The sequence below is a fragment of the Alcaligenes sp. 1735tsa3 genome, assembly GCF_024134565.1.
In the GTDB taxonomy this organism is placed as follows: Bacteria; Pseudomonadota; Gammaproteobacteria; order Burkholderiales; family Burkholderiaceae_B; genus Alcaligenes; species Alcaligenes phenolicus.
Map to the genome: position 1 here is coordinate 2,928,385 of NZ_CP099862.1, position 21,023 is coordinate 2,949,407.

General features: G+C 56.7%; 18 protein-coding genes. 10 read left to right on the top strand and 8 right to left on the bottom strand.

What is annotated here, in order from left to right; translation table 11 throughout:
- Positions 1 to 81: 81 nt before the first annotated feature.
- Positions 82 to 1,257 carry a nicotinate phosphoribosyltransferase gene (gene pncB / locus NIZ92_RS13665; protein ID WP_035272486.1) on the bottom strand — a complete coding sequence of 392 codons (1,176 nt, stop codon included), beginning with the start codon at positions 1,255 to 1,257 and terminating at the stop codon, positions 82 to 84.
- A 240-nt stretch (positions 1,258 to 1,497) separates the two neighbouring features.
- Here pncB and fdxA point away from each other — a divergent pair, with 240 nt between their 5' ends.
- From fdxA to NIZ92_RS13695, 6 genes are all read left to right on the top strand, one after another.
- Complete coding sequence (gene fdxA, locus NIZ92_RS13670; RefSeq protein WP_009456619.1) at positions 1,498 to 1,821, top strand: ferredoxin FdxA; 324 nt, start codon at positions 1,498 to 1,500, stop codon at positions 1,819 to 1,821.
- A gap of 211 nt (positions 1,822 to 2,032) precedes the next feature.
- On the top strand, positions 2,033 to 3,256 hold the full coding sequence (locus NIZ92_RS13675; protein ID WP_083053269.1) for a polyhydroxyalkanoate depolymerase: 1,224 nt from the start codon (positions 2,033 to 2,035) through the stop codon (positions 3,254 to 3,256).
- Between the two features lie 52 nt (positions 3,257 to 3,308).
- Entirely contained in the window at positions 3,309 to 3,950 is a 642-nt protein-coding gene (locus tag NIZ92_RS13680; protein WP_009456623.1) for an RnfABCDGE type electron transport complex subunit B, read from the top strand.
- On the top strand, positions 3,947 to 4,585 hold the full coding sequence (gene nth, locus NIZ92_RS13685) for an endonuclease III (protein ID WP_026483118.1): 639 nt from the start codon (positions 3,947 to 3,949) through the stop codon (positions 4,583 to 4,585). The genes NIZ92_RS13680 and nth overlap by 4 nt, the downstream gene beginning before the upstream one ends.
- Before the next feature lie 244 nt (positions 4,586 to 4,829).
- Positions 4,830 to 5,543: an ATP-binding cassette domain-containing protein gene (locus NIZ92_RS13690; RefSeq protein ID WP_060186482.1), complete on the top strand. Its 714-nt coding sequence runs from the start codon at positions 4,830 to 4,832 to the stop codon at positions 5,541 to 5,543.
- Between the two features lie 336 nt (positions 5,544 to 5,879).
- Positions 5,880 to 6,521 (top strand): OmpW family protein, encoded by a 642-nt coding sequence (locus tag NIZ92_RS13695; protein WP_009456629.1) that lies wholly within the window; start codon positions 5,880 to 5,882, stop codon positions 6,519 to 6,521.
- Here NIZ92_RS13695 and NIZ92_RS13700 read toward each other — a convergent pair.
- From NIZ92_RS13700 to NIZ92_RS13715, 4 genes are all read right to left on the bottom strand, one after another.
- Entirely contained in the window at positions 6,518 to 7,300 is a 783-nt protein-coding gene (locus NIZ92_RS13700) for an ABC transporter ATP-binding protein (RefSeq protein WP_026483121.1), read from the bottom strand. The two genes, NIZ92_RS13695 and NIZ92_RS13700, sit on opposite strands and share 4 nt — an antisense overlap.
- Positions 7,297 to 9,129 (bottom strand): ATP-binding cassette domain-containing protein, encoded by a 1,833-nt coding sequence (locus NIZ92_RS13705; protein ID WP_254002107.1) that lies wholly within the window; start codon positions 9,127 to 9,129, stop codon positions 7,297 to 7,299. Before NIZ92_RS13705 ends, NIZ92_RS13700 begins: the two co-directional genes overlap by 4 nt.
- 5 nt (positions 9,130 to 9,134) lie before the next feature.
- Positions 9,135 to 10,172, bottom strand: a complete 1,038-nt coding sequence (locus NIZ92_RS13710; protein WP_035272757.1) for a branched-chain amino acid ABC transporter permease — start codon at positions 10,170 to 10,172, stop codon at positions 9,135 to 9,137.
- 139 nt (positions 10,173 to 10,311) lie between these two features.
- The gene (locus tag NIZ92_RS13715; RefSeq protein WP_009456635.1) at positions 10,312 to 11,481 is read right to left on the bottom strand and encodes an ABC transporter substrate-binding protein; all 1,170 of its coding nucleotides are present in this window, start codon (positions 11,479 to 11,481) and stop codon (positions 10,312 to 10,314) included.
- A 339-nt stretch (positions 11,482 to 11,820) separates the two neighbouring features.
- Between NIZ92_RS13715 and msrB the strand changes: the two genes are divergently transcribed.
- From msrB to NIZ92_RS13735, 4 genes are read left to right on the top strand one after another with little or no spacing between them, the layout of a single operon-like run.
- Positions 11,821 to 12,216, top strand: coding sequence for a peptide-methionine (R)-S-oxide reductase MsrB (gene msrB, locus NIZ92_RS13720; protein WP_009456637.1), 396 nt, complete (start codon positions 11,821 to 11,823; stop codon positions 12,214 to 12,216).
- Positions 12,213 to 12,779: a septation protein A gene (locus NIZ92_RS13725; RefSeq protein WP_009456639.1), complete on the top strand. Its 567-nt coding sequence runs from the start codon at positions 12,213 to 12,215 to the stop codon at positions 12,777 to 12,779. Before msrB ends, NIZ92_RS13725 begins: the two co-directional genes overlap by 4 nt.
- Positions 12,780 to 12,786: 7 nt before the next feature.
- Positions 12,787 to 13,050 carry a BolA family transcriptional regulator gene (locus NIZ92_RS13730; protein WP_009456641.1) on the top strand — a complete coding sequence of 88 codons (264 nt, stop codon included), beginning with the start codon at positions 12,787 to 12,789 and terminating at the stop codon, positions 13,048 to 13,050.
- An 8-nt stretch (positions 13,051 to 13,058) separates the two neighbouring features.
- Positions 13,059 to 13,835 (top strand): peptidylprolyl isomerase, encoded by a 777-nt coding sequence (locus tag NIZ92_RS13735; protein ID WP_026483124.1) that lies wholly within the window; start codon positions 13,059 to 13,061, stop codon positions 13,833 to 13,835.
- A gap of 198 nt (positions 13,836 to 14,033) precedes the next feature.
- Here NIZ92_RS13735 and ligA read toward each other — a convergent pair whose 3' ends face one another.
- Genes ligA through smc form a run of 3 tightly spaced genes read right to left on the bottom strand, consistent with a single transcriptional unit; the run spans position 14,034 to position 20,710 of the window.
- The gene (gene ligA, locus NIZ92_RS13740) at positions 14,034 to 16,121 is read right to left on the bottom strand and encodes an NAD-dependent DNA ligase LigA (RefSeq protein WP_021446881.1); all 2,088 of its coding nucleotides are present in this window, start codon (positions 16,119 to 16,121) and stop codon (positions 14,034 to 14,036) included.
- A complete protein-coding gene (locus NIZ92_RS13745; RefSeq protein WP_035272478.1) occupies positions 16,118 to 17,140 on the bottom strand; it encodes a cell division protein ZipA C-terminal FtsZ-binding domain-containing protein in 1,023 nt (340 codons plus the stop codon). The genes ligA and NIZ92_RS13745 overlap by 4 nt, the downstream gene beginning before the upstream one ends.
- Positions 17,141 to 17,185: 45 nt before the next feature.
- Positions 17,186 to 20,710 carry a chromosome segregation protein SMC gene (gene smc / locus NIZ92_RS13750; protein WP_226349206.1) on the bottom strand — a complete coding sequence of 1,175 codons (3,525 nt, stop codon included), beginning with the start codon at positions 20,708 to 20,710 and terminating at the stop codon, positions 17,186 to 17,188.
- Between the last annotated feature and the right edge of the window lie 313 nt (positions 20,711 to 21,023).

Genomic DNA, 21,023 nt, shown 5'->3' on the forward strand with positions numbered 1-21,023 from the left:
AAATCACGAGCATCACTGACTACGATGCCCTTAGCTCCCCTACCCAAGCAGCATTTGCCTCAAGAAGGGAAGCCTCAAGCTCTAAGCCGGAGGCAGCTGAAAAACCTGCCGCAAATACGCCAGATACGCCGGATCGTCGCACATGGTCTTTTCCGGAGCATCGGACACTTTCGCCACGGGCTGGCCATTGCAACGCACCATCTTCATGACGATCTGCAGCGGCTCATGGCCCAGGTCATTGGTCAGGTTGGTGCCAATCCCGAAGGACACCTTGCAGCGGCCTGCAAAACGCAGGGCCAGCTCAATGGCTTTGGGTATGGTCAAACCGTCAGAGAACACCAAGGTCTTGGTACGTGGATCGGTACGGTTGGCCTGATAGTGCGCCAGCAAGCGCTCGCCCCAAATGAATGGGTCACCCGAGTCATGGCGAGCACCGTCAAACAGCTTGCAGAAGTACATGTCAAAGTCGCGCAGGAAGGCATCCATGCCGTAGACATCCGACAAGGCAATACCCAAGTCACCGCGATACTCTTTGGCCCACACTTCCAGAGCAAAAATCTGCGAGTCACGCAAACGGGGGCCCAGAGCCTGACAAGCCTGCAAGTATTCGTGACCCATGGTGCCCAGCGGCGTCACCCCATACTTCATGGCCAACCAGACGTTGCTGGTGCCCGCAAAGTGCGGCTTCATCTGCTCGATCATGGTAGTGACCACTTCTTCGTGCCACTGCTTGGAAAAGCGGCGGCGCGTACCGTAGTCAGCCACACGAAAGTCGCTCAGGGCCGGATCATCCACCACCAGCCGCATCTTGGACTGCAGACGCTCGCGCCCTTCTGCCCATGGTGGCTGCGGACATTCGTTGCGAAAGTAAACCTCGTTCACAATGGCCAGCACCGGGATCTCGAACAGGATCGTGTGCAGCCAGGGCCCCTGAACCGAAATTTCGATCTCGCCGGGCACATCACCGGCCTGCACCTGAATGCAGCGCTCGGGCAGGTGGAACAGGCCCAGAAAATCGACGAAGTCGCTTTTGATAAAGCGCAGGCTACGCAAATAATCCAGCTCGGCGTCTGAAAAACGCAACTGGCACAGCGCGTGAATTTCCGCCCGAATCTCGTCCAGGTACTGGCTCAAATTAATATTGGGAGTACGGCACTTATAGCGATACTCCACGTGCGCAGCCGGGAAATGATGCAAAACAACCTGCATCATGGAAAACTTGTACAGGTCCGTATCAAGTAAAGAGGTAATGATCATCACAAACCTACCGATTTTGATTGCGCAACCATAGCACGGGCGCCAGTTCTTGCGTACAGCTATCTAGCAGGTGAGCTATTGCGCCATCTCAATAAGCAAGAAGCTGAATATTCGTTAAAATCGAAAGATTCGATTTAAATCCCATTTTTATCGTTCAGGCCCTGTGCGTTGTCGCGCACCCCATCCACGGCCCTTTGCCGTGACTGACCGCCTTAGCGATACCGCAGGAGTGTTACTGAAATGACCCACGTCGTCACCGAAAACTGTATCAAGTGCAAATTCACCGATTGTGTGGATGTGTGCCCCGTCGACTGTTTTCGTGAAGGCCCGAACTTTCTGGTGATTGACCCGGACGAGTGCATTGACTGCGCCGTCTGTATTCCCGAATGCCCGGCCAATGCCATTTTTGCTGAAGAAGATGTGCCGCAGGATCAAGTTCCCTTCATCGAACTGAACGCAGAACTGACGCCTATTTTTGCCAGCATCAACCGCTCCAAGAAACCGCTGGAAGATGCGGACGACTGGAACGGTGTGGAGAACAAACTACAGTATCTGGAGCGCTAAGCCCTTCGCTCGCTCTATAGAAGTCCGACCCGGTGGCTGCGTTCCTATCCAGCCACTCTTGCGCCCAATCTCGCCTTTTGATAAAAAACTTGCCGCACTGCAGCAAGGGAAAATCCCAAGTACAGAGGAACGGTAAACGTCGTATTGTTTCCCACAGGAATAAGCATATACATTCCTCTGTATCAAATTAGGCAACACCAAGGCGCACACTATGCTTTACGATCTGCACGAACTTCAGCGGTCCTTTCTGGCCCCGCTGGCTGCCTTTACCGGCACCAGCTCCCAATGGTTCTCCAACCCATACAGTCCACTGGCCTACACGCCCCTGTCGCGCCAACTGGCGGCGGCCTCTGAACTGGTACACCGTATCGGCAAGGATTACGAAAAGCCAGCCTGGGGGCTGAACGAAACCCAGATCGACGGCCAGACCGTTGCCGTGCGCGAGGTCGAACACCTGAGCAAGCCCTTCTGCAAGTTGATCCACTTCGAGCGTGATCACCCCAAAGCCGCTCAGGACCCCACAATTTTGCTGGTAGCCCCTTTGTCCGGCCACCACGCCACCTTGCTGCGTGAAACCGTACGTGCGCTGTTGCCCGATCACTCCGTCTATGTCACCGACTGGATTGATGCCCGCATGGTGCCCCGTTCGGCCGGCCCCTTCCATCTGGACGATTACGTTCTGTATGTGCAGGAGTTCATCCAGGCGCTGGGCTCGAAGGTGCACGTCATGTCGGTTTGCCAACCCACAGTGCCAGTACTGGCTGCCGTCTCGCTAATGGCGACCCGCCGCTCGGCCGTGATGCCGCGCAGCATGATCATGATGGGTGGTCCCATCGACACGCGTCAGTCGCCTACGGAAGTGAACCGTCTGGCCACGACCAAGTCCTACTCCTGGTTTGAAAACAATCTGATTCATCGCGTGCCCACCAAGTACCCCGGTGCTCACCGTCGCGTGTACCCCGGCTTTTTGCAGCATGCCGGCTTTGTGGCCATGAATCCGGATCGTCACGTCAGCTCGCACTACGACTTTTATCAGCACCTGATCAAGGGTGATGATGACGACGCACAAGCACACCGCCGTTTCTACGACGAATACAATGCCGTGCTGGATATGCCCGCCGAGTTCTATCTGGACACGATCCGCATTGTGTTCCAAGAGCACCGCCTGCCCAAGGGCCAATGGCACGTGCATGGCGAACAGGTTCGTCCACAAGATATTGATGGCGTAGCCTTGTTCACCATTGAGGGCGAACTGGACGATATTTCCGGCCAGGGCCAGACCCATTCGGCTCAAGCGCTGTGCGCAAAAATTGCCCCTGAACTCAAGCAACAATTCACCGCACCCAACTGTGGGCATTACGGGATTTTCTCCGGAAGTCGCTGGCGCACGCTGATCTGTCCTAAAATCAGGGACTTCATCCGTCAGCACAACTGATATTTGGCTTAGGCCGTTTCTGACGGGGCCAGATGGCCCCGTTTTTGCATTCATGTCCGACACCTTAATACGGCGCATTGACGCCCTGCTCCCTCAAACCCAGTGCACCCGCTGTGGTTACGACGCCTGTCTGCCCTATGCCCAAGCCATCGCGCTTGAGGGCGAGGCCATCAACCGCTGCCCGCCAGGCGGGCAGGAAGGCGTACAAGCCCTGGCCGAGCTGCTGGGTCGTGAGGCCCTGCCCCTGGATCCGTCCTGTGGCGAATTCACCGGCCCCAGTCGGGCGGTGATTATCGAAGAACACTGTATTGGTTGCACCTTGTGCATCCAGGCCTGTCCGGTGGACGCCATTATTGGCGCCAACAAGCTGATGCATACCGTGCTGGCCGATCGCTGCACGGGCTGTGAGCTCTGTGTACCACCCTGTCCGGTGGACTGCATCAGCATGGTGCCCACCGACGACTGGAGCGCCGAACAGGCCGCTCAAGCACGCCTGGATACCGAACAGCGCCGGGAGCGCCTGCTGAATCGCCACAAGGAAAGCTCGGATCTGGCGGCCCGTACCCTGGCCAATAAACCCGTTCTGGCCAATGATGCCGATCAGGCTGATAAACGCGAGGCATCCATCGCCTCTGCCCTGGCTCGCGCCCGTGCCCGCCGTGCCAGCAAGACTGCAAGCGGAACCACACCATGAACGCTGCCAAGCGCTACGAGATTTTCAGTCGTTTTCAGGCTGCCAACCCCAAACCCACCACCGAACTGGAATACGCTGACACCTTTCAGCTGCTGATTGCCGTGATTTTGTCGGCCCAGGCCACTGATCGCTCCGTGAACCTGGCCACAGCCCGATTCTTTCCCGAGCATGGCACGCCCGAAGGAATTCTGGCCATGGGTGAAGAAGGCTTGCGCGAGGCCATCAAGACCATCGGTCTGTACAAGACCAAGGCCGCCAATGTCATCAAGACCTGTCAGATGCTGCTGGACTTGCATCAAGGCAAGGTTCCCTGTGATCGCGCCGCTCTGGAAGCGCTTCCCGGTGTAGGTCGCAAAACCGCCAACGTGGTCTTGAACACCGCGTTTGGCCTGCCCACCATTGCGGTAGACACACATATTTTCCGTGTAGCGAACCGCACCGGCATTGCGCCCGGCAAGAACGTGGTCGAAGTGGAAAAGAAGCTGGAGAAAGTCATACCCAAGCCTTTTTTGCTGGACGCCCACCACTGGCTGATTTTGCATGGCCGCTACATTTGTGTAGCCCGCAAGCCCAAGTGCCCCCAGTGCGGCATCTCGGATTTGTGCGACTTCAAACCGAAAACCGTTAACACTTAAGTAACACATACCCGGTTTAACAACATTTGTTTACCAAACAGTGCATTAAACCGGACCATCCTATGACAAACCCGCATAGTTTTGCTTCGTCGGCGCTTCCATACTGAAACGCATGAAGGACTCTGCCTATAGTTTGCTGGCGATGGAATCACCGCGGTAAGAGGCAAAGGACGCGTAACGGGTTCCTGCGCCGACCAGCCAACGTACAGGCCCATATTGACGACTCACGACAAGGAGCGTTCTCATGACACGGGCTGCCCTGGATATTGAGAATCTGTACGCCTGGCACCGAGAGTTCCCGCTCTTGCGCGGTTTGAATTTGCAGGTCGCTTCCGGCGAAATCTGCACTGTCTTGAGCCGCAACCGGGCCGGCCGCAGCGCCATGCTACGCGCCATCGTGGGTTTAACGGATAGCCGCCGCGGCTCCATCCGTATCCAAGGCACCGAAGCCATTCACCTGAACCAGCATCAGCTGGCAGATCTGGGCGTGGGCTACAGCCCCTACGAACAAAGCATTTTTACCGGCTTGAGCTGCGAGGAAAACCTCCTGCTGCCGCCTGCCATAGGAACAGCCCTGGGTGGTGGAATGTCGCTGGTACAAATCTATGAACTATTGCCCAGTCTGGAGCAGCGGCGCCACCATATGGCTACCCACCTGTCTACTGGGGAACAAAAGATACTGGCGATTGCGCGCTTGCTGCGCACGGGTGTGAATCTGCTGCTTCTGGACAAGGTATCCGAGGGCTTGGCCCCGGTGCAGGCCCAGACACTGAGCAAATTGATCTGCACGCTGCGCAATGAGGGCTACACCATTGTGCTGGCCGAACAATGCCCGCATTTCTCGGCAGAGTTCAGCGATCAGTTTCATGTGCTGGAACAAGGGCAAATTATCGAGCGATTCAGCCGCAACGAATTAAGCCATAAATACGAAGCCCTGCACGCACTCCTGAATGTATGAGCACTTGATTCGCCAAGCTCCAAACCTGCGTTTTCCCCCTGCTTGTCCTTGCCTGGAAGGCAGGTACAGGATCCCAGGATCCCAATAAACAGGCATCCCGAAAAGTGGAAAAACGCCCAGAAATAACCGGACGGGTTCCAAGGCTTTCCATTTCCGGACTGTTACCAGGTGATGCTAAAAACAGACATAGCGGCCAAATTGGCCCCGCATGAATTCTGCTTACTTGATCTACAACAAGGTCAGGCGGCCAACTACCTCTGAAGCTTGCTTTGGATCAAATCCGCAGGCCCAGCCCTCATGCACTCTGTAGGCTTTACACACACCTACGGAGCTCCTATGAAATCCCGCCACTTGATTCCAGGTCTGCACCTGTCCTTGCTTGCTGTTGGACTGGCCGCTGTTTTGTACGCGCCTCAAGGCCAAACACACGAAGCGGGTGATTTCTTGCTCAAAGGTGGCGTGACCTGGGTATCCCCAAAATCCAATAACGGCTCTGTGGCTGATGGCACCGTCAAGCTGGACGTAGGCAATAATGCCCGCCCCAGCTTCTCGCTGACTTACATGGCCACCCGCAATATTGGTATTGAGCTGCTGGGCGCTTTCCCCTTCCAGCACAATATCGACAGCAATCTGGGTCGTATCGGCAAGACCAAGCACTTGCCCCCAACCCTGAGCCTGCAATACCACTTCCTGCCTGACAGCGACTTCCAGCCCTATGTGGGCGTGGGCGTGAACTACACCATGTTCTTTGACACCGAGTCGCGCGGTGCTCTGGCGGGTTCCGACCTGAAGCTGAAAAACAGCTGGGGTTTTGCAGCCCAGGTCGGTGTGGATTACAAGCTGGACAAGAACTGGTTCCTGAATGCTGACGTGCGTTACATCAGCATCCGCCCAGACGTGAAGCTGAACGGCCAGTCCATTGGCAAAGCCAAGCTAGACCCCGTGGTTGCCACCATCGGGGTCGGCTACCGCTTCTAAGCTGTCGCCTCTTCCTGCTCGCGTTTGCCCTGCCCCAAGCCCAGATAACTTTCTATCACTCGGGGATTATGAGCCAGGTCAGACGCGGGCCCTTGCAGCACCACATCGCCCGTCTCCAGAACATAACCGTAGTCAGCCACTTGCAAAGCGGCACGCGCATTTTGCTCGACCAGCAAGATGGCCACGCCGGTACTGCGCAGTCGGGCAATGATCATGAAGATCTCCCGCACCACACGCGGCGCCAGGCCCAGACTGGGTTCATCCAGCATCAGCACTTTGGGTTGCGCCATCAAGGCACGGCCTACGGCCAGCATCTGCCGTTCCCCACCTGACAAAGTCCCTGCCAGCTGTGTACGACGCTCTTTCAAGCGGGGAAACAAGGTGTAGACCTTGTCCATGGTGTCGCGCCAACCGGGATGGCGGGCACGATACAGGCGAAAACCGCCCAACAGCAGATTGTCTTCTACTGTCATGCTGCCAAACAGCTCGCGGCGCTCTGGCACCAGGGAAATACCGGCCGCAACACGACGCTCCACTTCCCAATGGCTGATCTCCTGCCCTTCGTACTGCACCGAGCCTGTGCTGCGGCCCACGCTGGGCAAAGAACCCATCATGGAATTGAGCAAAGTGGACTTACCGGCGCCGTTGGCACCAATCACGGTCACAATGCTGCCGGCACGCACGTCCAGGCTGGCACCCATCACGGCACTGACTTTGCCGTACTGAGCCGCCAGATTGTCTACCTTCAGAATAATGTCTTTCGATTGTGCCGAACTCATAGCGCTGCTCCTGCCGAGGCGGGCTCATTGACCTGATCCAGATCCAGGTCGTCATCAATACCACCCAGGTAGGCTTCCAGCACGGCTGGATTTTCCTGAATTTCCTTGGGCAAACCTTCGGCCAGCTTGGTGCCAAAGTCCATGACCACCAGCTTGTCCGTCAAATTCATGACAAAGTCCATGTCATGCTCCACCAGCAGAATGCTCATGCCTTCGCTACGCAGCTGATCCAGCACTTTGGCCAGTTCCTGCTTTTCCTTGTAGCGCAAGCCGGCAGCCGGTTCGTCCAGCAGCAAAAGCAGCGGATCAGAAGCCAGAGCACGGGCAATTTCCAGAATACGCTGTTGGCCCAGGGCCAGATTGCCCGCCTCTTCGTACAGGTAGTCACCCAGACCCACACGCTGCAGCTGAACAGCCGCTTCGTGCAACAGCTCGGCTTCGCTGCGACGCTCGGTATGCAGGACGGCGGACACCACACCGACATTCCGACGCAAGTGAGCGCCCAGTGCCACGTTCTCCAGAACCGTCATGGTAGGCAGCAATTGCACGTGCTGGAAGGTACGGCCCACGCCCAGACGAGAAATCTCGCGTGCAGGTTTGCCATCAATCCGCTGCCCCAGAAAGCTGACCTGGCCACTGGTGGCCGACAGCACGCCGGTAATCAGGTTAAAGGTCGTGCTCTTGCCCGCACCGTTAGGACCGATCAGGCCCATGATCTGACCTGCGTTCAAGGTGAAGCTGATGTCGTTCACAGCCACCAGACCACCGAACTCCTTGCGAATCTTGTTCACTTCCAGAACCAGCGAACCGGCCTGCGGACGCTCACGTTGAGGCAAAGCCTCGGTTTGTGGGGGGGCAGCCTGATGACGCTTCTGTGCACCGAAAACCTGTTCCCAGGCCTTGTGCAGGATGGGCCACAAACCGTCGCGCGCGTACTGCAAGATCAGAACCATCAAGATACCGAAAACGATCAGCTCGAAGTTGATGTCGGTATTGAGCAGCTTGGGCAACCAGTTCTGCAACTGGTCTTTCAGGCTCAGCACCAGGGCCGAACCCAGAACGGCACCCCAGACACTGCCTGCTCCGCCCAACACGGCCATGAACAGGTATTCAATACCGTAGTTCAAACCGAAGGGGCTAGGCGAGACGGCGCGCTGGTAGTGCGCGTAGAGCCAACCGGACACACAAGCCAGCAAAGCGGCGTAAACGAACACGATGACCTTGTAATTGGCCATGTTCACACCAAAGGACTCGGCCATGCCGCTGCCGTGCTTCAGAGCGCGAATAGCACGTCCGGGACGGGAGTTCAGCAGGTTACGCGTACCCCACATGGCCAGCAAGGCAAAGGCCCAGATCAGGTAGTAAATATCCCGACCGGAGGACAGGGAAATACCGAAGAACTCCAAAGGAGCAATACCGGAAATACCATCGTACTGCCCCAGGAACTCCAGGTTACCGAACAGGTAGTACAAGGCCAGGCCCCAGGCCAAGGTACACAGGGGCAGGAAGTGACCGGACAAGCGCAGTGTGATCGCGCCCAGAATGTAGGCCACCATCATGGTAATGGCCATGCCAATCAGCAGATTGAACCAGGGCGACCAGCCCAGGCGAGCCGTCAGGTACGCCGTAGTGTATGCACCCAGGCCCACAAATGCAGCCTGACCAAAAGAAGTCAGACCACCCACGCCAGTCAACAACACCAGACCCAGCACGACCAAGCTGGTCAAACCAATATAGTTAAGCTGGGTAATCCAGAATTCGGGCGTTGCGCCCAGCTGCGGCAAAACCAATAGAACCGCAATAAATAGTAGCGTCAGCCAGTGTCTCATGTGATTTACTCCTCATCATCCACGTGCTTGCTACCGAAGGAGCGCCACAACAACACCGGTATCACCATGGTAAATACAATAACTTCTTTGTAGGCACTGGCCCAGAAAGAGGAAAACGCTTCCAGAACACCCAGGAACAAGGCACCCAAGAGGGTGACGGGGTAGCTGATCAGGCCGCCAAAGATTGCAGCCACAAAGCCTTTAAGACCAATCAAAAAGCCCGTGTCGTAGTAGATGGTCGTTACAGGCGCAATCAGCATGCCTGACAAGGCACCGATGGCCGCAGCCAGAGTGAAGGTCAGGGATCCGGACATATTGGTACTGATACCCACCAGACGGGCACCACGACGGTTCACCGCCGTGGCACGCAGGGCGCGACCGTAAAGAGTCTTACCAAAAAAGCCCCACAAGGCCAGAATCAGGACCACGCAGGCGCCCATCACAAAGAAGGTTTGAGCGGACCAGCTCACTGCACCCAGGGACACTTCACCTTCCATGAAGGGAGGCGTGCGCCAGCCTTCCGGACCGAAGAACACCAAACCCAGACCCGTCAGCGCGAAGTGCACGGCGACCGAGGTAATCAGCAGCACCAGCACACTGGCTTCGGCGATAGGCTGGTATACCAGGCGGTAGACCATAGGGCCCAGAGGAATCACCACCGCCAGCGAGAACAGCACGGCCACCCACAATGGCAGCTCCGAGCTGACAATGGCGGGAGCGGCAAAGTAAACCGCGACGGGGATCACGATATTGACCAGAAACTTGCGGGGCATGCCGGCCAGGCTGCGGCTGCGCAAGGCAGAGAGCAACTCCAGCAAGAACACCAGCGCACCGGCGATCAATAGCAAAATAACGGTTCCCGGCATGCGGCCATTGACCACAAAGGCCAGGGTCAAGGCGCCAAAGGTGACGAACTCACCTTGCGGGATAAAGATAACGCGGGTAACCAGGAAAACCAGAACCAGGGCGAGCCCGAGCAAGGCATAGATGGCGCCATTCAATATGCCATCCTGCAACAAAATTAAAGCGATGGTGGTATCCATGTCGGACAACATCCTGTACAACAAAAAAGGGCAAAGGGCTTACGGCAAACGCAGGCCTGTAGCGGGAACGGGTGCCAGGATCAGCCAGCACCCGCCTTGGAAAAAACCGGCTCTTGAGCCGGTTTTTGCCTGTCAGATATTACAGATCAGGCTGATACGTCCATTTACCGTCGACCACTTTCACAATCACGTGGGCACGCTTGTCCAGACCGGCGTGGTCCGTTGCAGACATATTGAACACACCTTGGGAAGCAGCCAGTTCCTTGGTTTGCTCCAGAGCATCACGCAGGGCTGCGCGGAACTCGGGGGTACCTGGCTTGGCGCCGGACTTCAGGGCTTCCGGAATGGCTTCGGTCACGAGCAGACCGGCATCCCACATGTGACCACCAAAGGTATTGATGGAGCCAGCGCCGTATTTGGCTTCGTATTTTTCCTTGTAGTCCATGGCGGTCTTTTTCACCGAGCTGCTGTCAGGCAGTTGTTCGGCAACCAGCAAAGGACCGGCTGGCAAGATCATGTCGTTACAGTCTTTGCCACACACACGCAGCACGTCGCTGTTGGCGGCACCGTGTGTCTGGTAAATGATGCCAGCGTAGCCGCGACCTTTCAGTTCGCGCTGGGGCAAGGCAACAGGGGTGCCGGAACCGGCGATCAGAACGGCATCAGGCTTGGTGCCCAGCAGCTTCAGAACCTGACCGGTCACGCTGGTGTCGTTACGACCGTAGCGCTCGGCGCCCAGCACTTTGATGCCTTTGGCTTGAGCGGCTTCGGTAATCACGTTCAGCCAGCCGTCACCGTAGGCGTCGTTGTAGCCGATAAAGCCCAGGGTTTTGACGTTCTGCTTGACCATGGCATCGGCCAGGGCACCGGCCATCAACTGGTCATTCTGAGGGGTCTTGAACACCCAGGTACGGGCGCCTTCCACAGGATCAACAATCTTGGCGTTGGCGGCCACACTGATCATGGGAGTCTTGGTTTCGCCGGCAACGTCCACCATGGCCAGGGAACCGGGGGTCACGGAAGTACCGATCACCACGTCCACTTTGTCATCGGTGATCAGCTTGCGCATATTGCGTACAGCTACGGTGGTATCGGTTGCATCGTCCAGAACGATGTACTCGATTTTCTGGCCGGCCACTTCAGTAGGCAGCAGGCTGACTGTATTGCGCTCAGGAATGCCCAGCGAGGCCGCCGGTCCTGTCGCTGCCACCGTCACACCCACCTTGATCTGCGCGGACACGGCCACGGGCAGGCTCAAGGCCAGGGCTGCAGCCAATGTCGTCAGGCGACCAGTAGTAATGCAGTTCATCCTTTTCTCCCAAATTTTGTTCATTGTTGTGGACCGATTTAACGGTCAAAAAATCGTAATACAGATAATCACCAGCACATACCAGAAACGTATCAAGTCACGAGAATTTCAGATATTGGTGTTTACCTTAAATATTAAAAGTTTAAATAGTGCACTAACTAAAGTGATAGCTCACTAATTAAGTGCCCTGTGCCGCGATTTTCTTCACTGGAGAGCCCACTGGAGGTCAGGAAGATCTGCACTTTGGAACCCTCTGTTCCAAACGCACTCTAATTGTCGATTACTATGTAGGACTGCACCTCCTGTAGGCATTGAACTGTTTTTCATAAGGCAGCACACGTGGAAAAAGTACGTAAAACAGACGCTGAGTGGCGCGCCCAGCTCAGCCCCGAAGAATTCTATGTCACCCGTCAGAAAGGGACGGAGCGCCCCTTTACCGGCCGCTACTGGGACACCACCACGCCCGGCATCTACCGCTGCGTCGGTTGCGGCACACCCCTGTTTGCCTCGGACACGAAGTTTGATGCCGGTTGCGGCTGGCCCAGCTACTTCACGCCCCTGAACCCGGACAATGTGCGCGAGGAGCTGGATACCAGTCACGGCATGCGCCGTACCGAAGTGCTTTGCAATGTCTGCGATGCTCATTTGGGGCACGTCTTTGAAGACGGTCCCCCACCCACTGGGCTACGATATTGCATTAACTCTCTATCCATGACTTTTGAACCCGAAGCATGAAGAAGCTCTTATTTGATCTATTCCCGCTCGTACTGTTCTTTCTGGCGTTTCGCTTCTCCGACATTTATGTCGCCACCGGCGTGGCCATGGCCGCCTCAGTCCTGCAGATACTGTGGCTGAAGCTCACCAGCAAGGCGATCGAGACCTCGCACTGGATCAATCTGGCCGTCATTGTGGTCTTTGGCGGTGCCACCCTGTTTTTCCACAATGATGTCTTCATCCGCTGGAAACCCACGGTGCTGTACTGGATCTTTGCTCTGGTGCTGCTGGGCGGACGTTACCTGATGCATCGCAATCTGATGCAAAAATTCATGGGCACCCATCTGGTCTTGCCCGGCCATGTCTGGGACAAATTAAACCTGGTCTGGGCAAGCTTTTTTGTCGCCATGGGCCTGGTCAATCTGTACGTTGCCTTCTCGGGCCACTTTACCGAATCCCAATGGGTCAACTTCAAGGCCTTCGGCCTGCTGGGTTTGATGCTGGTGTTTGTCGTTGCCCAATCCTTGTGGCTAGGCCGCTACCTGCAAGACTCTTCCGACAACTCCACTCCCCCAAAATCCTGATTTCACCATGACAGACGCACTTGCTTCCCTGATTCACGAACGGCTCCAGGCACTGGAACCGTCGGAGCTGGACATCATCAATGAGTCCCATCTGCACGCTGGCCACGCCGGTGCACAAGGTGGTGCAAGCCACTTTCGGGTGATCATCGCCTCGAAACAATTTGATGGAATTTCAACACTGGCACGACACAGACTTGTGTATGATCGCGTCCACGATCTAATGCCTTTCCCGATTCACGCATTGGCTATTCAAGCCAAAACCACCGCTTAAGGATGCTCATGAAACGTATTGCCGCATTTGCCCTGACCTGCGCTATGGCTGCTCCCGTCTATGCACAGACGATTGCCACCGTAAACGGCAAAAACCTCACGCAAAAAGACCTGGATCAGTTCGTCGCCGTTCTGGTCGAGCAAGGCGCCAAGGACTCGCCCGAGCTGCGTGAACAAGTCAAACAGGAAATGGTCAACCGTCTGGCTGTGGTGCAAGCCGCTGAAAAAGCCGGTATCGACAAGACCAACCAGGTTCAGCAAGAGCTGGAACTGGCCCGCCAGAGCATTCTGGTCCGTGCCCTGATGGCTGACTACCTGAAAAAGAACCCTGTCACCGACGCCGACCTGACCAAGGAATACAACACCATCAAGGCGATGGAAGAAGGTCAGCAGGAATACAAGGTCCGCCACATTCTGGTCAAGGACGAAGCTGCCGCCAAAGATTTGCTGGCCAAGATCAAGTCCAAGAAAATCAGCTTTGCTGATGCCGCCAAGAAAGACTCCATCGACACCGGCAGCGGCCAGCAAGGCGGCGATCTGGGCTGGGCTCCTAGCTCCACCTACGTGCCCGAGTTCGCTCAGGCTGTAGAGAAGATGAAAAAAGGCGAGCTAAGCGCTGCACCTGTGCAGTCGCAGTTTGGCTGGCACATCATCCAGGTGGACGATGCTCGCCCTGTGACCTTCCCCGCCATGGCCGAAGTGAAGCCTCAGCTGGAAGAAATGATGCGTCAGCGCAAGCTGGCCGAGTACCAGCAAAAAATCCTGAAAGAAGCCAACATCAAGTAATGGCTTTGACAGCCGCTTTGTCTTCCTGATAAAGCGGTTTGCGGGGAAAACAAATATGGCGCCTCAAGGGCGCCATATTTGTTTGTAGTGAAGATCTCCTTCACTGGAGGTCGTTCATGAGGTGACGACCAGCCCAGATCACTACTGAATCACTACCGGGACGATTCAAGCCACCAGAACTTCACGGCTCACCCCGTGCTATTCACCCGCCAGTAAAGCCAGGAACTGGGCTTCGTCCAAAATAGTCACGCCCAACTCCTGCGCCTTGGTGAGCTTGGAACCCGCCTCTGCACCTGCCAGCACATAGGCCGTCTTTTTGGAGACCGAGCCACTGGCCTTGCCCCCTGCTTCCAATACACGGCGTGTAGCTTCGTCCCGGCTCATACTGGGCAGCGTACCCGTAATGACCACCGTTTTGCCCGCCAGCGGCAGATTAGCGCTATTGGCGCGGGCTTGCGCCTGTTGAGGTGTGACCCCAGCCGCCAGCAGCGCATCCAGGGCCTCCCGATTATGCGGCTCCTGGAAAAAGTGCCGTACGGAAGCTGCTACAACCGGGCCCACCTCATTGACCTGCAGCAGCGCTTCTTCATCAGCCTGCTCCAATGCCTGCAAGGAGCCAAAATGCTGTGCCAGATCGCGTGCCGTGGTCTCACCCACATGGCGGATGCCCAAGGCGTAAATCAGACGATTCAAGGCCGGTTCGCGCACTTTATCAATCGCCTCGATCAGATTCTCGGCCGACTTGCGTCCCATACGCTCCAGTAGCACCAGCTTTTCAACTTGCAGCTTGAAGATATCGGCCAAGGTACGCACCAGCCCGGTTTCCACCAACTGATCCACCAGCTTTTCACCCAAGCCTTCAATATCCAGCGCTTTACGGCTGGCGGCGTGAATCAGGGTTTGCTTGCGCTGGGCAGGACAAATCAGACCACCAGTACAACGCCAGGCAGACTCTCCTTCCAGACGCTCCAGTGCCGACTGACAAGCGGGACACTCCTTGACCATCTCGAAAGGCACGCTGCTCTCGGGACGCTGCTCCAACACCACAGCAACCACTTCAGGGATCACATCACCGGCACGGCGTACCACGACGGTATCGCCTGCTCGCACATCTTTGCGACGCACTTCGTCTTCGTTATGCAGCGTGGCATTAGTGACTGTGACACCGCCCACAAACACCGGCTTCAAACGTGCGACGGGTGTGACAACCCCGGTACGGCCCACTTGAAACTCGATACTCTCCACACGCGTCATTTCTTCTTGCGCGGGGAATTTATGAGCAACGGCAAAGCGCGGCGCACGGGCCACATAGCCCAGAACACGCTGCGCAGCCAAAGAGTTGACCTTGTAGACCACACCGTCAATTTCAAAGGGCAAACCGGGACGACGTTGCTGGGTTTCACCATAGAAATCCAGCAAGCCCTGCACGCCCTTCACGACTTTACGGTCGCGGCTCAACGGCATACCCAGGCTTTCCAGCCAGTCCATCATGCCCGATTGGGTATCACGAGGCAGTGCCTCGCCAGCGGGTTCCGCAAACAAGGCACTTTGTGGCTGATTCGCGGCAGGCATGGGGCTGACCTCACCCCAACCATAGGCAAAAAAGCGCAAAGGCCGTTTGGCAGTTATTTTCGGGTCCAGCTGACGCAAGCTGCCTGCGGCCGCATTGCGCGGATTCACAAATACTTTCTCGCCACGCTTGGTCTGGTTCTCGTTCAGGCGCTCAAAGTCCGCCCGGTTCATCAGAACCTCGCCTCGCACCTCCAGCACGGCAGGCAATTGTGCCGCATCGCCACGCAAGCGCAGAGGAATGGACTTGATGGTGCGAATATTGCTGGTGACGTCCTCGCCCGTGGTGCCATCACCGCGAGTCGATGCCTGTACCAACAGGCCTTGCTCATAGCGCAAGCTGATCGCCAGGCCGTCAAACTTGTATTCGGCCAGATAATCTACCCGACGATCCAGTCCCACCACACCTGCCTCGACCAGGGTATCGGCGACACGCTTGTCAAAGGCCTGAACTTCTTCAGCATCAAAGGCATTACCCAAGGACAGCATGGGGACAGCGTGCTGAACCGTATCAAAACCGTCCAGAGGCGCTGCACCCACACGCTGTGTGGGCGAGTCCGGAGTAATCCATTCCGGGTGCTCGGCTTCCAGCGCCAGCAGCTCGTTCATCAATGCGTCGTATTGCGCGTCCGAAATGCTGGGCGCATCCTGAACGTAATAGGCCCAGTTATGCTGGGCCAGTTCTTCATGTAACTGCTGTACTCGCTTCAAGCTCACGAAAAAATCCTGCCTGTACGTTCCTGGCCTGCTGTAAAGCCAGCCTGCTCCAGGCGTTCGTACAGATTACTTAGTTGTTCATCAATGTTTTGGTCGGTGCTCTCGGGCAAGGGGCGGCCTTGATCATCCAGCACCACGCCGTCCAGACGGCTGGCCAGATCACGGGCCACCGTTGCCATGCGGCTGAAGGCATGATCGTCCGCAGGGCTGTTGGGCAAATCCAGCAGCAAGTCGATACGCTCAATGCTGGCCGACTGAATATCTTTGGGCTGGGCACCATCGAACATGGCGGTGAAACGGGGCTGTCCCGAATCTGCCAACCAGGCCAGTTGCTGGCCAAAGGGCAGAAAGCCGGCATCCTTGACCATTTGAATCACGGACGAGGCAGGCATGGGGCCAGGCAAGCGCACCGACACGCCCACCAGGGCATCCAGATCAGCGCAGGTATTATCCAGGGCAGCCGCACGACGCAGCACATCATCCTGTTCCGGACCTTCTACCGAACCATCAAACTGCTGTGCCAGCGCTTGCGCAGCCATCCAGACCTGCGACCACTCGATCGCCGACAAGGGGCCACTACGGTTGGCCAGTAAAACGGCAATCTGCATGCTGGCGTAGGACTCGCCCGAACGCAGGCGAGCACGATGACCGCCCCCTTCGCATTCCGCGAAATAACGCACAGGCTTGGCACCGGTACGCGATACCGATTGCAAGGCCTGAGCCAGATCCTGAGCATCCACGGGCTGGCTGAAACTGATATCGATAACGGCCTCGGTCGTGCAGTCGGCCTCGGCCGCATCGTGCTCACCGTCAGCAGACGCAGAATCGCCGCCACGCGTCATGCTGGGCTCGCGGCGTTCCAGCTCGGTGAGCTGGCTCATCAAGGGATCGGTATCCCCATCCGGGAATTGGCTTTGCATCTGCTGGCGCACTCGGCGGTCTTGCCACCAGTTAAAGACCACCACGAGCAAGATGAGCAAAATGCCCAATAAAATCAGTGCGATTTGCAAATCACTCATTGTCAGTTCCGTCGAATCAACACTAGCGGATTAAAAAAAACAGGCTTACACACTGCTCATTTGCATGGCAGCGTCTACGTCCACTGCCACAATTCGGGATACACCTTGCTCTTGCATGGTGACCCCGATCAGTTGTTTGGCCATCTGCATGGCAATTTTATTGTGAGAAATAAATAAAAACTGGGTTTGGTCACTCATGCTGGCCACCAGATTGGCATAGCGTTCGGTATTCGCATCATCCAGTGGCGCATCCACCTCGTCCAGCAAACAAAAGGGTGCGGGATTGAGCTTGAAGAAGGCAAAAACCAGCGCTGTCGCTGTCAATGCCTTTTCACCACCAGAGAGCAAATGAATCGTGCTATTGCGCTTGCCTGGTGGCTGAGCCATGACCTGCACCCCAGCTTCCAGCACTTCATCGCCCACCATCGTCAGTTTAGCCTCTCCACCACCAAATAGCCTTGGGAAAAGCTCGCCAAAGTGCTGATTAACGATGTTGAATGTTTCCATGAGCAACTGGCGCGTCTCGCGGTCAATCTTGCGAATCGCATCTTCCAGGGTCTCGATGGCATCACTCAAATCTTTATGCTGAGCATCCAGATAGGTCTTGCGTTCCTGGGCCGTAGTCAGCTCCTCAAGGGCCGCCAGGTTCACCGGACCCAGGCCTTCAATCTGGCGCGAGATGCGCTGCACTTCAGACTGCAACCAGCCCACACGCTGCCATTCCGGTGTCTTTTCCTGTAACAAGCTCCACAGTTCGGAACGGTTTACCTTTCTGCTGTCCAGCTGTTCAGCAAACTGTTCGACCGCCAGACGCGACGCTTGTTCCTGCAACTGCAATTCAGTGACTTGCTCGCGCAAGGGTGCCAGATTCTTTTCGTTCTCGGCACGGGCCTGTTCATGCTCACGCAATTGGGCAGCCAGCGTATCGAGTTGAATTTTTGCCAGACGAACGGCTTCTTCACGTTCGGCACGCAACTCCAGGGCATCTTGTAAACCGGCTTGTGCAGCGGACGCATCCAGATCCAGCAGTTCGCCTTGCAAACCTTCCAGCTGACCGGCCGTGCGTTGTGCCTGCTCCTGCGCCAGGGCCAGATTGCGCTGCAGTTCGGCCATGCGCTGCACCAAAGCACGCTCGGCAAATTGGGCATCATGCACGGCGCGCTCACGCTCGTGTACGGTACGGCGGGCCTGTTCTGCCTGTTCGGCGCCCTTCTCGCCTTCCATCTGCGCTTCGGCAAACACGCCCTGATGTTCGGCCAGCTCTTCATCCAGCGTTTCAAAGCGGGCCTCGAACTCCTCGCGGTTCGCCTGCAGCTCTTCGCGCTGTACTGCCAGTTCTTCCAGCTCTTCGTTGATGCGACTACCACGCTCTTGCGACTGCTGCGCCTGTTGGGCCAACTTGGAGTGCTCCAGCTGCACATCGTGCATCCGAGCTGTCAGCTCGCCCACGCGGGCTCGGGCCGGAACCAGGCCGTTACGCACTTGCTGCAAGGCCATTTCGGCCTGGGTGCTTGTATGGCCCAGTTCATCGACAATCAGTTGAGCGCCGCGCAGCTCGCGCTCCAGATGAGCAATTTCCTGCTGACGTGCCAGCATCCCGGCTTGTTCGGAGTCGGGTGCATAAAAGCGAATGCTGTGCTTATCCACCAAATGGCCGTCACGCACCACGATTGCCATTTGATCTGTCAGTTGATCGCGCAAGCTCAGGGCCTGCTTCAAGTCCTGACAGACATAAACCTGGTGCAACCAATTATCCAGCAAGCTGCGCAAGCCGCCCTCTTGCTGACGCAGCACCGAAGTCAACAAGGGTAAATCCAAGGCAGGCTTGGCCGGCGCTCCCGCCTCGGGCAACTGATAAAAACTTAAACGGGCCGGTGGTGCATCACTGGCGAAAGCTGCGGCCATATCCAGGCGGCGCAGCTCCAAGGCCGTCATGCGCTCGCGCAGCACAGCCTCCAGCGCAGTTTCCCAGCCTTTTTCCACGTCCAGGCTTTGCCATAGACGCTTCATGCTCTCCAGTCCATGCTTGGCCAGCCAGGGTTCCAGAGTTCCCTTGCGCGCCACATCCTCCTGCAAACGACTCAAGGCCAGATGACGTGCTTCCAGACGGGCCATATCCTGCCCGCCTTGCAAGGCTTGCTCCTGCGCCTTCTTGCGCTCCTCTTCCAGTCGAGGAAGTTGGGCTTCCAGTTGCTGCATATGCTCCTGAGCTTGCTGCAACTGGTTTTGCAGCATGTTCAGATCGCCTTGCAGGCGCTCAAGATTGTCCGGGTCCGGAGCATTAAGTTCGCGCAACTCCTGTTTCAAGCGCTCCTGACGCTGCTCCACGCCTTGAATCTGGCGGTCGGCATCACGCTGCGATTGCGCAGCCAAGGCCAAATTCTGTTCCAGACGCGCCAAAGCCATGCGCATTTCGTCCCGACGCTGGGCCTGTTCGCGTACACGCAGCTCCAGATCGGGCAAGGCGCCTTGCGCCTCCTCCAGCAGAATCTGTAATTCTTCCAGCTTTACCGCGGCTTCTTCGCGCTGCTGCTCACTGTTTTCCAGTTCTTGCTGGCAATGTTCTTGTTGTTCAATCCAGTCATGCTGCTGTTGTTCCAGTTGCTCACGGCGCTGCGCCATGCGGCTGCGCGAATCCAGCACGTGGCGGATTTCCGCTTCCAGGCTGGACACTTGAGAGCCCGCCTCATACAACTGGCTTTGCGCCAGATGCAAGGCATCGCCAGCCTGTAAATGAGCTTGTCGCTGCGACTCCAACGTGGATTCGGCATGCCGCAAACCGGCAATGGATTCTTCCAGCTTGGTCTGAGCCTGTTCAATCGCCAGGAAACGGGCTTTTTGATCGCTCTGTGCATTGGACTCTTTCAGCAGCCACAGCAGGTTTTGCTTGAGCTCACCGTCTTGCTGCAAGTCACGATACTGGCGTGCCACTTCGGCCTGCGCCTGCAATTTCTCCAACTGCGCATCCAGTTCTCTTTGAATGTCTTCCACTCGCAGCAGGTTTTCACGGGTATCGCGCAAGCGGCTTTCTGTTTCGCGGCGACGCTCCTTGTAGCGCGACACGCCTGCGGCTTCTTCCAGAAACACACGCAGTTCTTCCGGCTTGGCTTCAATCAGGCGGTTGATCATGCCCTGCCCGATGATGGCGTAACCCCGCGCCCCCAAGCCCGTACCCAGGAAGATGTCGTGAATATCACGCCGGCGAACAGCCTGATTGTTCAGAAAGTAGCTGCTGGTCCCGTCCCGGCTCAGGACACGCCGTACCGAGATCTCGGCATAGGTGCTCCACTGACCCGAGGCCCGCCCTTCAGAATTATCGAAAACCAGCTCAACCGATGCGCGGCCCGCCGGTTTGCGTTGCGAGGAGCCATTGAAAATCACGTCCTGCATGGACTCGCCACGCAGCTCGGAGGCTTTGCTCTCGCCCAGCACCCAGCGCACCGCATCGATGATGTTGGATTTTCCACAGCCGTTGGGCCCGACAACGCCAACCAACTGACTGGGAGTTGGGATGGAGGTCGGGTCCACAAAGGATTTGAAACCAGCTAGTTTGATCTGGGTTAGACGCACAGGGTAGAAGTCAGCTCAGAAAAGACCAATTTGAACAGGCGCACAGGCGCATCTTGATCTGCCCGGCACCGCGAGTCGTATGATACCGCAGCACCTGCCACCCACAGCAAAACACGCCAAAAAACAAATGAAAACCACGGCACGGCTGCTGGGATGATAAGGCAGTAAACTCCCCCTTGCCGTCAAGTCCTGTTTACCCTGCTTGGCAAGCAGGACAAGAGTGTCAGACAGGGCATTTACAATAGCGCTTTGCCAGCGCCCGCCCGGCCAGAAAATCCGCGCAGACAGATAGCCGCAATGAATTTCTGATACC